12 protein-coding genes are annotated in these 11,493 nt (G+C 42.5%); all 12 read left to right on the top strand.

Annotated features, from left to right (window positions below; translation table 11 throughout):
* The first annotated feature begins 265 nt into the window (after positions 1-265).
* On the top strand, positions 266-829 hold the full coding sequence (locus tag HQK88_04710; GenBank protein ID MBF0616105.1) for a hypothetical protein: 564 nt from the start codon (positions 266-268) through the stop codon (positions 827-829).
* Positions 830-831: 2 nt separating this feature from the next.
* Positions 832-2,019, top strand: coding sequence for a hypothetical protein (locus tag HQK88_04705; protein MBF0616104.1), 1,188 nt, complete (start codon positions 832-834; stop codon positions 2,017-2,019).
* 322 nt (positions 2,020-2,341) lie between these two features.
* Positions 2,342-2,680 (top strand): flagellar protein FlaG, encoded by a 339-nt coding sequence (locus tag HQK88_04700; protein ID MBF0616103.1) that lies wholly within the window; start codon positions 2,342-2,344, stop codon positions 2,678-2,680.
* A gap of 1 nt (position 2,681) precedes the next feature.
* Positions 2,682-4,109, top strand: coding sequence for a flagellar filament capping protein FliD (fliD, locus tag HQK88_04695; GenBank protein ID MBF0616102.1), 1,428 nt, complete (start codon positions 2,682-2,684; stop codon positions 4,107-4,109).
* Between the two features lie 38 nt (positions 4,110-4,147).
* The gene (gene fliS / locus HQK88_04690) at positions 4,148-4,573 is read left to right on the top strand and encodes a flagellar export chaperone FliS (GenBank protein MBF0616101.1); all 426 of its coding nucleotides are present in this window, start codon (positions 4,148-4,150) and stop codon (positions 4,571-4,573) included.
* 299 nt (positions 4,574-4,872) lie between these two features.
* Entirely contained in the window at positions 4,873-5,643 is a 771-nt protein-coding gene (locus HQK88_04685) for a PilZ domain-containing protein (GenBank protein MBF0616100.1), read from the top strand.
* Positions 5,644-5,650: 7 nt separating this feature from the next.
* Positions 5,651-6,499 (top strand): flagellar motor stator protein MotA, encoded by an 849-nt coding sequence (gene motA, locus HQK88_04680; GenBank protein ID MBF0616099.1) that lies wholly within the window; start codon positions 5,651-5,653, stop codon positions 6,497-6,499.
* On the top strand, positions 6,496-7,332 hold the full coding sequence (locus HQK88_04675) for an OmpA family protein (GenBank protein ID MBF0616098.1): 837 nt from the start codon (positions 6,496-6,498) through the stop codon (positions 7,330-7,332). The genes motA and HQK88_04675 overlap by 4 nt, the downstream gene beginning before the upstream one ends.
* Positions 7,333-7,346: 14 nt before the next feature.
* Positions 7,347-7,700, top strand: coding sequence for a hypothetical protein (locus HQK88_04670; GenBank protein ID MBF0616097.1), 354 nt, complete (start codon positions 7,347-7,349; stop codon positions 7,698-7,700).
* A 41-nt stretch (positions 7,701-7,741) separates the two neighbouring features.
* Entirely contained in the window at positions 7,742-9,235 is a 1,494-nt protein-coding gene (locus HQK88_04665) for a protein kinase (GenBank protein MBF0616096.1), read from the top strand.
* A gap of 75 nt (positions 9,236-9,310) precedes the next feature.
* Positions 9,311-10,327: a UDP-N-acetylglucosamine 4,6-dehydratase (inverting) gene (pseB, locus tag HQK88_04660; GenBank protein ID MBF0616095.1), complete on the top strand. Its 1,017-nt coding sequence runs from the start codon at positions 9,311-9,313 to the stop codon at positions 10,325-10,327.
* Entirely contained in the window at positions 10,324-11,490 is a 1,167-nt protein-coding gene (gene pseC / locus HQK88_04655; GenBank protein MBF0616094.1) for a UDP-4-amino-4,6-dideoxy-N-acetyl-beta-L-altrosamine transaminase, read from the top strand. The genes pseB and pseC overlap by 4 nt, the downstream gene beginning before the upstream one ends.
* Positions 11,491-11,493 lie beyond the last annotated feature (3 nt).

Here is an 11,493-nt window from a genome sequence, read left to right as displayed (position 1 = left end):
CACGCACAGCCCACGCCGTCATTGCGAACCCCCGCAGGGGGTGTGGCAATCTCATCCTTTTTCTATAACATTTTGTTATATTTTTGAACTCAACTTTGGTGTTATAATATTTTTGCAACGGTCTCTACTTGGTATTAGTTCATTAGAAACTCCAATACTTTTAAATATGGTATGATTACTGGTATAATAAATTAAGGTGAGAGAACTGCTTTAAATGAAAATTTGAATGATTGTGTGCTATGTCAATAGAAGGAGTGTGAAATAGATGGTGCAGAAAAGTTACGAGGCAAATCTGGAGACAGCCCTGTCGTATTTAAAAAATGACCAGAGGAAAGACGCCGTCTCCACCATGAAGCGGGCACTGTCGCAGGTGCCGGAGGATGAAAAGCTGCCCGAGAATCTCGCGTATTTAAAAATCCTGTTTTTCTGCGCCAGATTTGCCATAGAAGACACCGATGAGAGAATTGCCTACTACTATATTAAAGAGGGCATTAAGACTAAGAAGTTCTATGCCGATTTCCTCTTTCTCGATATCTTTCTTGCCAAGCTCCAGCACAGATATGGCGATATGCTTAGCTCCATTATAGCCTATCTGATTTCCATAGATTTACCGGACAGGGACGCTTATGGCTATGATTTTGTCAACACTGATGCTATCAATGAAGTGTTTACCGTCTATCTGCCCCTTGCCTACAATAACACCCAAAACCATGCCATGATCTTAAACGTGCTCAACAACACTATAGAAAAGGTCAAGGAGTTCTCTACCGGCGAAAACGTCTCTAAAGCTTATGACATCATGCGTGCAATGGATTTTAAAAGCAACTAATCATGGCTGCTCCTAAAGTGCTGTTACCAGTAGGGGAGACCGAACTACAGGCCACAAGCGGCAGGCTTTTACACATTGCCAAATCTCTCGCTCTTGAGGGCATATCAGTTGACGTTATGACATACAGCGAGTCCGTAGCTGAGTTTTCTAACGGGCTTTTTAAGGAAATGAAAGAGGTAAGAACAGTTCGCATTGAGTCTGAGCCCACGCACTACCACCACATTACGTCGCTGGTTAATACGTTTATTAAGTTAACTTACGATATTTACCTGCCAGAGACCGACCTTAAATTCTATAAGCTTACAGCTTTTGATGATTTTCGCGGCCATATTGCTAACTTTACATATCCTGAGACAGATTTCTCCACTTACGATGCCGTCATTTTCCCCATTCCCTCTAACGAGATTCCACCCCTGCCCGACGCTGACATATTCTACTCCACTATATGCTTCTACGCCAAGGAAAATAAAATCCCATTAATCGGTATTCAACTGTATCCTGTGGTTCAGACCCCTCCCATATACTACTGTGCAATGGATTATATAATTTTAAAGCATGACTGGGAAAAAGAGATGCTCAAAGAGTTTGCTTTTGACCTAAACAAGGCATTTGTGGTTACTTACGGCCATGAGGGATATTTTTTCAGCACCATTGAGGATAAGTATCTGGATTCTTTGCTTAATCCCGGCTTACATATCCCCAAGCAGGAGCTCTCTATTATGCTTATAAACCATCCACGGCTAAGATTTTGTGTCTCAGAAGCGTTGGATGTTCTCAATGAGCTTGATATACCTAAAACGGTGTTTTTTCTTAAACGAAAATTTGTTATAAGAGAACTTACCGAGGATGACGTCATAAACAGCTACTTTATGCCAAAAATAAAAAAACTAAAGGGCAGGGTTTTCTTAATGGAGCCAGACTCTAAGGGCTCTTTGCTTATGCTTTCAGATGTGATAATATCCCCTGCATACCTTACCACACTGGGATTTGCCGCAGGGTATGGAAAGTTAGCCATTGTGTATAATCCGCTTGTTGATAAAAAACTTGCCGACCCCAATGCCGTATTTATAGAAAATAAAGAACTTCTAAAGAGTGCCATTTTAAAATATTATGCGCAAAAAAAGGCGTTAACATCTATTCCGGATATCGTAAGGACTGTAATAAATGACAAGGCTGCTGCCGGATTTTAATTTTTTTATTAATAAAAAGACTAAAGTTTTAATTGATACTGCCGATAAGGAAAGTGAAAGCTGAGAGCTTTATTAGTGATTAAATGTAATATGTTGGCAGAGGGGATGTATGAGAGAGGCTGGATGTGGAGATGATGGGAAAGTGCCGGAGGGTATGGCAGATTATAAAATAATAGCTGGATGCTGTTATTTTAACTTTAGACTCATTGAATTTACAGGGAGGTAAGCTATGGATTTAATAATTGACACGATGATAACGTATTTGAATGTGCAGCGTGGTATGAACAGGGCACTGGCTGGCACAATAGAGGAGGGATAGGACATGGATATTAACTTAGGACCTCTGAGTACATATTCCCAGGATTGGGCAAAACAGTCACAGCATACTGATGCTGCCGTAAGCGGACAGGACCAGCACACCGGACAGCATAGTGCAGGTAACGGTAATCAGAATAGTGTTTCAGAAAAAGCACAGTCAGAAAAGCCTGCCGACTCAAAGGATAGTAAGGCGGTTTTTGCCGTTGATGATAATAAAAAAGTTGTAATCAGAATTTTAGATTCTGAGGGTAAAGTTATTAAACAAATACCTGCTGAGGATTATGTGAAAATGGCACAACAGCTGGAGCATACCGCAAAGAGTTTGTTCCATAAGGAGACATGATATGGCCGATTTAACAATTCCTTCAGTTACATCAACACCTGCGGTGTCAACGACGACACCTGGAAGCTCAACGTCGTCAAGTGGTGCGATAACAACATCAGTCGGACCATATTCAGGGTTAAACACCGGACAAATCATTGACGCCCTTATGTCAGTAGAACAACAACCTTATAATAAGCTTACCACGCAAATACAGAAAGACCAGGCGAAGATAAGTTCATTTGGGCAGATAGCGTCCAACTTGACTTCTCTTAAAACAGCCCTGACAAATATTCAGTCCAACAACCTTAACACATATACCTCCTCGTCATCTGATACTGGCTCTGTAAGAGTCACATCAGATTCCTCTGTGAACACAGGGCAATATAGTGTAAAGGTTTCTCAGCTGGCTCAGTCAGAGAAGATGTATTCGCAGGCTGCAACATCAACCTCGGCGGTTTATAATTCCGGCACGATTACTGTCTCTAATGGCAGCCACAGCACCACAATAAACATAAGTACCTCAAATAAGACACTTTCCGGTATCAGGGATGCCATAAACTCTGCAGCTACCGATGTCAGCGCCACGATAATCAATGATGGCTCCGGTTACCGTTTAATGCTTAGCTCAGTAGGGGGCACATCCTCTGCTCCGTTGTCTGTGTCTGTTTCAGATGCCGGAGGAAATGGAAACTCCTTGAATGCTTTTAGTTTTGACCCGGCAAATCCTAACCCAACTGACGGAGGTGGCATGACTTTACTTCAATACCGCCAGGATGCTAAGTTTTCAGTGGACGGTTTAACATTGACAAGTCCCACAAACAAAGTATCTAACGTTATCAGCGGACTATCTTTTGATCTGCTTAACACCACATCTAACAGAGCTGTTACCATTTCTGTTGATGCCAACGCTATATCAAGTTCAACAAATATGACAAACTTTGTAAATGCCTATAATACGGCTCTTGCTACATTACAGCAACTTACAGCAGCCGGACAACCGCTTCAGTATGACGGAACGCTCTCCTCATTAATGAACTCTGTCAGGACAGCTTTTACCACATCACGTGACCAAAATAATTCAATTGCCTTGTATGGCATCATGCACAATAAGGACGGCACGTTAACCATTGACACCTCAAAGATGGATACAGCAACCCAAAAGAACATGCGTGCTTTTTATAATGCTGTAAATTCTTTTTCCAGCTCTTTTTCAACCACGATAACGAACTTTCTCACTAACACTATTACATCCGTGGATAGTAATCTTAATACAGAGGTAAGCCAATTTACTAATAAACAAAGCTCAATGCAGGAAATTTTGGATCAGAAGCGGGCTGCGTATGTTAAGAAATTTGCGGCCATGGAGCAAACTATTGGTCAACTGCAATCTCAAGGAAGTGCTATAACCGGCATGACATCCGGGACAAGTTCGAGTACAGGCAAGTAATACAGCGTAATTATTGTTAAATCACAGGAGGATTGTAAATGCAAAACATCTCATATGCTCACAATGCCTATAGAAGCATAGACATTGGTAGCTTATCTCCCCTTGACCTCATAATCAAGCTCTACGACGGAGCTATAAGTTTTTTATCAAAGGCGGCAGTCGGCATTGAAAAAAAGGATAAAATTGCGAAAATTAATTATATAAATAAAACGCGCATGATCTTAGAAGAGCTTCTTTCCTCTTTAAATGTAGAGGCAGGTGGCGAGGTAGCCCTGCATTTGCAAGACCTTTATACATACATGATAGTAGAACTTACACGTGCTAATGCCAATAACTCCATTGATAAGGTTTATCATGTACAAGACCTCATGAGGACATTAAAAAGCGCCTGGCAGGAGATAAAGATTACAAACACTCCCGTGTCGGAGTCGTATGCCATTAAATCAATAAACAGTTCCCACTAAACGCACAAGGGGAATTAAGACAATTTTTTTAGTTATCACCTCTACCCGCAGGTGTTTTAAACAGCCGGATGATGCCGGTTGACACGCTGTGCCGTTTTCTGCTAAATTAGCCAAGGAGCTTGTATTACTAACAGGAGGAATCTGCTTTTCTGTGATAATTATACCAAGTAGCAGTCAGAAGTATAACGAGGCGGCAAGGAGAAAGCGACGTAGGCGTACTTTTCGTACGTTGAGGAGCTTTTGACGATGCCAACAAAGTTAGACGATAGAATGTTACTTGGTAGATGGAGCCGCAACAGATGTCCATAGCAAAAGGTGAAAATGTAATTTGTAAGCTGATGCCTAAACCGGAGCAGTACGTTGCCTCTGTAGAGGAGCTCCGTGACAACATGATGTTTTTAAATATTAAAGAGGGCACTGCTAACTTACGTGTTGGAATGAGTCTTGTTGTTGCATCAGAAACAATGGACTACTACACGGAGGTTGCCGCCATAAAGGACAATATCGCTGTTTTACGGATTCAGGGCAGTGAAAAGCGGGATTATTTCAGAGTAGATGATACCTTTCCGGTGGTTATTACAAAGATAACCGGGAATCCGTTTGAGAGAAAGTCTAAGATTATATCAGAGTACGGCCTGGAGTTATCAGATATGCGAACATACAGTGTTGATGTGCCTGATGAAAATATCAGTCCGGTGCTGTGGAAAATGCTTGTGGATATAAATATGAAAATCGGCCTGATACTGGACAGATTGTTTTTAGAGCATGAGGGATTAATGAAAGCGCCTGAGAGGGCAGTGAGTATAAGCGGCTCAGGAATACGGTTATTACTTGATGAAAAATATGAGCTTCATGAAAATGTGTCGGTGAAAATGCTCTTACCCTCGTCGCCGCCAATTGGAGTGACTGTTATTGGCGTTGTAGTGCTTTCTGAAAAGGTCATGGGTGCGCAGTATGATACGGCCATAAGTTTCACAAACATTGAGGAGGGGGTAAGGGACGAAATCATCCAATACACCCTTAAAAGGCAGCGAGAGGTGTTGAGAACGCAGAGGGGGCTTAAACCCTAACAAATTTATGCTCGTTATCGTTGGAATGGTTATAACTTTAGGCGCTATACTGAGCGGCTATCTTATGGAGCATGGCAATGTTGCAATGCTTGTCAATATACCGGAATTTGTTATACTTGGCGGTTGCGCTATCGGTTCTTTAGTGGTGTCCAGTCCTCCGGCTGTCATTAAGCTTATTATAGGAAGCATATCTACGGTTTTTGGCAAAGGCGGCGCCGAAAAACATGAATATCTGGAGTTATTGTCCTTGCTTTTCATTGTGTTTTCAAAGGTCAGAAAAGAGGGGTTAATATCTATCGAACAGGATGTAGAGGATCCGAGTAAGAGCGCTATATTTACAAAATATAAAAGTGTTTTGGAAAATAAAAAAGCTATGGGATTTATCTGTGATAACCTTAAAGTAATAATCACAACCAACATGCCGCCGCATGAGCTTTCTGATTTGCTTGAAATAGACATTGAAGCTAATGCACATGAGGCGCTCCTGCCCTCTCAGAGTATAAGCAAAGTGGGTGATTCGATGCCTGGGTTTGGTATAGTTGCTGCAGTTTTGGGGGTTGTTGTGACAATGGGTAAAATCAACGAACCGCCTGAAGTGCTTGGGCACAGTATTGGTTCAGCGCTTGTGGGAACATTTCTTGGCATATTGATGGCGTATGGTTTTTTTGGTCCGGTATCAACAAATCTGGAGCTAAAGGCAAAAGAGGGTGAGGTTTATTTCCAGGTAATAAAGGCCTCTCTGGTAGCTTTTGTGGGAGGAGCAGCACCTCAAATAGCTGTTGAGTCAGGCAGGCGTGCTATTCCTAACTCTGAAAGACCGTCTTTTGCAGAACTTGAGGAGGCGATACGGAAATGAAAGGACAGACTATAATAATTAAAAAGGTAAAAAAGGGTGGCCACGCTGCTGCTCACGGCGGCTCGTGGAAAGTTGCCTATGCGGACTTTGTTACAGCTATGATGGCGTTTTTTCTGCTCATGTGGCTTATTTCCATGGTGGCTCCTGAAAAAAAAATGAAATTAGCTACCTATTTTAAAACTGTTGGGATTATGGAGGCTGCTGGCTTAGGCTTTATGGGTAAGGGTAAGGATATACTCGACACTGAGATTGTTAATACGTCTGAGCAAGAAAAGCAAAAAAATAGTGAAAGTTTCAACCAGTTAAACAAAGAGGAATTTACTGAAAAGCTTAAAAAAGATATAGGAACTAAACTAAGTGGTGTTAAAGATCAAGTGATGGTTGATGTAATAGAGGGCGGTGTACGGGTAAACATTGTGGATAAGTTAGGAAGACCCATGTTTACCGTAGGCAGCGCAGAGTTAGGGCCGGAGGCAAAGGCTGTTTTAAAAGTTGTGTCAGACGAAATAAGAGGTTTTAAAGACCTGAAAATATCAATAGAGGGACACACCGATTCGACAGCATACTCCGGCAATAAATACACAAACTGGGAACTTTCCACAGACAGAGCATCGGCGGCACGCAGGGAGCTTGAAAGAAACAATATAGATCCAAATGATTTGGGAAGGGTCTCAGGCTATGCAGCAACTCAGCCGCTTATAGCTGACAACCCCTCTGACCCCAGAAACCGAAGGATAAGCATATTACTTCTAAATGCCGATCAATCCACAGTGGAAAAAATAAAGGGTAAGAAAAGTGAAAAAACGACTGCAAATAAACCTGAAACAGATTAATGGAGGTCAGTACTATGAGTGGTAAGTTTGAGATAGAAGTTAAAGGCTCTGTGATAATAGCACACTACGAGGGAGAGATGGACAGCACGCTTGTAAATGACTCTGCAGCTCAGATTGAGGAGTTGTTAAACAGCACAGAGGCAAATAAAATACTATACGATACGTTAAAAATGTCAAAACCGCCTATGAAGCTGGCTCTTCAGATGAAGAGCTTTGATGCCCGTATTAAAAGTAAAGTGGTAAAGAGCGCTACAGTGGTCCCAGGGGCAGCCACAGCACTTAAGGCATCCATTGCCTTTGTGCTTTCAAAACACCACAAGGTATTCCATAACGACTATGACGGCGCTGTTGCGTGGTTAAACGCCTGAGAGTCTTATCGTACTGCAATCACTAAGAGCAAAAGGGGACGATGAAAGTAACTCTTGATGTTATAGCCGGCCCGAACACCGGAGAGAGATTCATGTTTACCGAATCGGACACTTTTTTAGTTGGCAGATCAAAGAAGGCGCACCTGCGGCTTAACAAAAAAGATGATCTTTTCATATCAAGAACTCATTTCATTTTAGAGATAAGGCGTAATGTTTGCTATATAACCGATATAAACAGCACTAACGGCACACTTGTAAATGATAAGCGGATAGACAGAGCAGAACTTCACGACGATGATGAAATCACAATAGGCAATACAAAAATCAAGGTTCGCATTGATCATGATGACACACAGAAGTACCACTACGTTTATTGCAGCGTGTGTAAGGAAAATGTGGATAACGAGGTGGATGATAATGTTGCTCAGAGCGAACGGGAGTTTATGGCATATACGTGTAAAGCGTGCAGAGCTAAAAACAAGGAGCTGGCAACAATCAGAAAACACAGCGGCTTGCTCAAACAACACACTTGTGTAAGCTGTGGCTGTGATATGACAGAGGCAGCAAACTCTGACGGCAGAGCGGCAGAGTTTGAAGACAGTATTTATCTGTGCAGTAAGTGTGAGTTTAAGTGGCACACTAAGTCCCCTGTGTTTGACGCTGGAGATGCCTATGCAGTGTTAGGCATAATAGGCCGCGGTGCAATGGGGACAGTGTATAAGGTAGTTGATGTCGGCACACGGCGTGTGTATGCGCTTAAGAGGGTCAACATTGACGGCAAGAAAAACTCCTCCGGCCTGAAACTCTTTGCACGGGAGATGGAAATCCAGTCCCTGTTGAATCATCCAAATCTGATAAGATATCTGGACAGGGGAGAGGCTGGAAACATGCCCTTTTTAGTGAGCGAGTTTATGCCGGGAGGGGATTTGGGTAAACTCATAAAGACAACGCTTAAGGGTCCGCTGACTCCTGAGTATGCCTGCAAAATCATAATACAGGTTTTAAAAGGCCTTGAGTTCATCCATTTAAACGGATACGTTCACAGAGATCTGAAACCTTCAAATTTTCTTTTAAATAAAACCCACACCGATACAGGGTTAACGATAAAGATAACAGACTATGGACTTGCAAAGTCTTATGAGGAGGCTGGGAACTCCCTGTATGATTTTACCCAAACGGGGACTTTTGGCGGCTCTTTGATGTTTTTGTCACCGGAGCAGATTACAAATTATAAGTTTGTAAAACCGCCGGCGGATATTTACTCTGTTGGCGTAAGTCTGTACTACATGCTGACTGCCAAATATACTGTAAAGTATCCGCCTGAATCCAGCCGTTCAGGGAAAAAATGGAGGCATCCGCTTGACATGGTTTTAGAGGATGCACCGATTCCCATATTGGAGCGTAACAAAAACCTGCCCGATGCCTTAGCTGCAGTGGTTGACAAATCCGTCTCAAAAGACGAGCATAAAAGGTTTCAGTCGGCTTCTGAATTCAGGGAGGCTATCCATGAGGCTATAAAAATGGATGGACTATAACCTTACCGGCAAAAAAAATGAGCTTTTTTTGCTGTTAATGTTGTAAAATTGTATCAAAAAGCGGGAATGGTGTAAATGTTTGACGGAAAGACAATATTAGTAACGGGCGGAACAGGTTCCTTTGGTAAGGAATTAGCAAAATTTATATTAAAAAAATTTAAAGTAAAAAAACTAATAATATTCAGCAGGGATGAGTTTAAGCAGTATGAAATGTCCGCACAATTCAAAACTCCACAGTATCCGATAAGATATTTTATAGGTGATATCAGAGACCGGGAGAGACTGTACAGGGCATTTAACGGCGTTGATTATGTAATACATGCCGCTGCTATGAAACACGTTTTAGCCGCCGAGTATAATCCGCTTGAGGTGGTTAAGACAAACATAATAGGGGCTGAAAATATTGTTGATGCTGCTATTGATAACGGGGTAAAGAAAGTCATAGCGTTGTCAACCGATAAGGCGGTAAGTCCGTTAAATCTCTACGGCGCCACTAAGCTTGCGATGGAAAAGATTTTTGTGGCAGCAGGGGCATATGTTGGAGGCAAAGACACAAAGTTTTCCATAGTCCGGTACGGTAACGTGGTGGGAAGCAGGGGGAGTGTTGTGCCTCTTTTTCATAAACTCATTCAATCCGGAATTAAAGACTTACCCATAACTGATGAACGTATGACGAGGTTTTGGATAACAATGGAGGAGTCGGTAGAGCTGGTTTTGGATGCACTTGAGGAATCGGCTGGTGGTGAGGTGTTTGTCCCTAAAATTCCAAGCATGAAGATTACCGATTTGGCAAGAGCTGTTTGCGGTGACTGCAAGTTTAAGTTTTCGGGGGTTAGGCCGGGTGAAAAAATCCACGAAACCCTGATATCTGAAGACGAAGCGCGCACCACTATAGAGTACCGCCCCCGCGGCAAAGATATGTTTGTCATTGTCCCGCACATGCACTTCGAGTCTAAGGCTACAGCTAAATACAGGGGATTTAAAAGGCTGAAAGAGGATTTCACCTACAGAAGCGACACAAATGACGCATGGCTTACCATTGAGCAGATGCGAGCCTATATTGACGGTTTGATCAAAAACAATAGTTTATGACTGCTTTCATCCCTTACGGCAGGCAGTTAATAGAAGACGATGATATAGAGGCAGTGCTGGAAACCCTGAGGAGTGATTTTATCACTCAGGGCCCTCGTGTTACAGAATTTGAAGAGGCACTGTCTGCTTACTGCGGAGCTAAATACGCAGTGGTTTTTAACTCAGGCACATCAGCCCTTCATGCCGCATACTTTGCCGCAGGGTTAAGTGCCGGGGATGAGTTTATAACAAGTCCTGTTACGTTTTCTGCTACGGCTACGGCTGGCGTTTTAACCGGTGCAAATGTTGTGTTTGCTCCGGTTGAGCCGGATACCGGAAATTTGGATGTGACAAAGCTTTATGGCCATATCACGCCTAAGACGAAACTGATAGTGCCTGTGCATTTTGCAGGGCATCCGGTTGACTCTGAGGCTCTTTTTGATGTGGTTAAGGGTGGCCCTATTGTCATAGTTGAGGATGCCTGCCATGCCCTTGGCACTCTGTATAAAGACAGGGTTGGAACAAATTGGCAAAAGGTGGGAGCGCTTAATCACTCGCACATGTGCGCTTTTAGTTTTCATCCGGTTAAGGCCATTACCACAGGTGAGGGCGGTGCTGTTACCACAAATGACTTGTCATACTATAAGAAACTAAAATTATTCGGTAATCATGGTATAACTAAACATGCCTGTGATTTTGTTAATCCTGAACCTGCTCTCTGGTACTACGAAATGCAAACGCCTGGGCTTAACTATCGAATGACTGATATACAGGCCGCTCTTGGCGTATCTCAGCTTAGAAAGCTGGATGCTTTTATAGAGCGGAGACGCTCCATTGCTAAGACCTATAACAGCGCTTTTGCCGGTAACCAGTATTTTTATTTGCCACCGGAAAGGGATTACGCAAAATCCTCATATCATCTCTACCATATAAGGCTTAAGGATGAATATGTTCAAAGGAAACTTGATATATTTAATAAATTAAAAGAATGCGGACTTGGTGTTCAATGCCATTACATTCCGGTCTATAGGCATCCATACTACAGCGCACTTCAATATAAAAGCATAGAGAGTGCCGAGGATTTTTATAGCAGGGAAATCTCTATTCCCATGTACCCTGCAATGACTGACTCTGATGTTCAGGTGGTCATTGAAAAAGTGTTGGAAACGTTTGAAGGAATTTAGTTT

Source organism: Nitrospirota bacterium (assembly GCA_015233895.1).
In the GTDB taxonomy this organism is placed as follows: domain Bacteria; phylum Nitrospirota; class Thermodesulfovibrionia; order Thermodesulfovibrionales; family Magnetobacteriaceae; genus Magnetomonas.
The sequence above is the reverse complement of the archived record's forward strand: the minus strand, read 5'-3'. Positions and strand labels throughout refer to the sequence as shown.

Coding starts and splice junctions, on each gene's coding strand:
- fliD (MBF0616102.1), top strand. CDS start 2,682: ATGGCCGATTTAACAATTCCTTCAGTTACATCAACACCTGCGGTGTCA.
- HQK88_04665 (MBF0616096.1), top strand. CDS start 7,742: ATGAAAGTAACTCTTGATGTTATAGCCGGCCCGAACACCGGAGAGAGA.
- HQK88_04700 (MBF0616103.1), top strand. CDS start 2,342: ATGGATATTAACTTAGGACCTCTGAGTACATATTCCCAGGATTGGGCA.
- HQK88_04685 (MBF0616100.1), top strand. CDS start 4,873: ATGTCCATAGCAAAAGGTGAAAATGTAATTTGTAAGCTGATGCCTAAA.
- HQK88_04705 (MBF0616104.1), top strand. CDS start 832: ATGGCTGCTCCTAAAGTGCTGTTACCAGTAGGGGAGACCGAACTACAG.
- pseC (MBF0616094.1), top strand. CDS start 10,324: ATGACTGCTTTCATCCCTTACGGCAGGCAGTTAATAGAAGACGATGAT.
- HQK88_04670 (MBF0616097.1), top strand. CDS start 7,347: ATGAGTGGTAAGTTTGAGATAGAAGTTAAAGGCTCTGTGATAATAGCA.
- HQK88_04710 (MBF0616105.1), top strand. CDS start 266: ATGGTGCAGAAAAGTTACGAGGCAAATCTGGAGACAGCCCTGTCGTAT.
- fliS (MBF0616101.1), top strand. CDS start 4,148: ATGCAAAACATCTCATATGCTCACAATGCCTATAGAAGCATAGACATT.
- pseB (MBF0616095.1), top strand. CDS start 9,311: ATGTTTGACGGAAAGACAATATTAGTAACGGGCGGAACAGGTTCCTTT.
- HQK88_04675 (MBF0616098.1), top strand. CDS start 6,496: ATGAAAGGACAGACTATAATAATTAAAAAGGTAAAAAAGGGTGGCCAC.
- motA (MBF0616099.1), top strand. CDS start 5,651: ATGCTCGTTATCGTTGGAATGGTTATAACTTTAGGCGCTATACTGAGC.